Source organism: Xenorhabdus khoisanae (assembly GCF_001037465.1).
Lineage (GTDB): Bacteria > Pseudomonadota > Gammaproteobacteria > Enterobacterales > Enterobacteriaceae > Xenorhabdus > Xenorhabdus khoisanae.
The window spans coordinates 1-1,357 of the sequence record NZ_LFCV01000233.1 but is presented as its reverse complement, the minus strand read 5'-3'; the positions used below and the strand labels follow the sequence as shown (position 1 = coordinate 1,357).

Here is a 1,357-nt window from a genome sequence, read left to right as displayed (position 1 = left end):
TGTTTGCGACTACTTTTGTCAGAAAAATACGTTACCTACTTGAATTAAGTCGGTGTCCATATAAGGATCTTAAACAAAAACCGTTTATTTTAGATAGAAAAAAGGCTTCATTTACGATCTGATAATCGTCGCCAAACTCAATATCAGAAACACGGATGAAGCCTGTGACGATTATCGCTATAAAACACCAGTTAATGCAATTCTTCAGTGACGTTTCTTTGCAAAATATCGCTTTCCGGTGCGGGTTTATGAAACGCATCAGAAATATTGAGCCCCGCGTGTTGATCTTCAGCCTTATCGCGGCACTCAGTACCAGTAAAGTGACCTCTATTGCCCAGTTACACCAAAAATTTAATGGCCTGTGCCCCGATAAAAAACACCAAGTCAGCTACCGCCCCTTGTATAATCAGCTCCGTAAAGCCGCTTTTGTCGAATTTGTCAAAATATTGGTGAGATTTGCCATGGCGCAATGGGTAGAGAAACAGGTCTCGCCACCCAAAAAACTCATGAAATTTAACCAGGTTATTTTACAGGATGGCAGCTCGTTCAAAGTGCATTCTGCACTGGCTAGCGTTTTTCCCTCCCGGTTCAGGGCAACCACGACAGCCGTGGTGGAATGTCATATGACCCTCTCATTGTTCACCTAGTCTCCGGTAAAGATGAGCGTGAGCGCAGATACGGCATCTGAACGGGCTTACCTGCCTGAGCCGGAAATGTTGCGCGACCAATTATTACTGGCCGATGCCGGTTATCCCGATTTTGATTATTTTGAGCAAGTGTCACGTTCAGGCGGTTCATTTGTTGTCCGGGGAAGCAAATCGCTCAATCCGCAAATAATGATGGCACGCAACGGTCAGGGGAAATTATTGCCCAAATTGTTGGATAAGCCCTTGAAATCCGTCACCCGCAGAACTAACCGCTCAGAAGTTCTGGATCTGATTTGTTGGCATAATGGCTATGAGTTTCGCCTTATTCGTCGCTGGGTTGCCGAAGAAAAATGCTTCTGTATCTGGCTGACCAATTTGCCTGTGGAGGCGTTTACGGCCAATAACATCATGGATATTTATCGTTGTCGTTGGCAAATAGAACTGTTGCTCAAAGCGGCCCAAAATACCGAGATCTGGCTATGGGCAATAATAGAAAACCTGCTCCAAAGGGCGTGGTCGGAAACCTGTTTTTGGCTGGAAAAGGCCCAAGCGTATTTATGCCAGAACGCTTTCAAAACACCACAAAGAAAATCATGTAAAAACAAAACATTGGATGCGTGTTTTGAAAGGCTTAATTCTTAAGATCCTATATGGACACCGACTTAATTCAAGTAGGTAACGTATTTTTCTGACAAAAGTAGTCGCAAACA

The 1,357-nt window shown here is 44.1% G+C and carries 1 pseudogene; it reads left to right on the top strand.

The window, feature by feature from the left end:
* The first annotated feature begins 164 nt into the window (after nucleotides 1-164).
* Nucleotides 165-1,289 (top strand): annotated as a pseudogene (locus AB204_RS20425) (IS4 family transposase).
* Nucleotides 1,290-1,357: the final 68 nt, after the last annotated feature.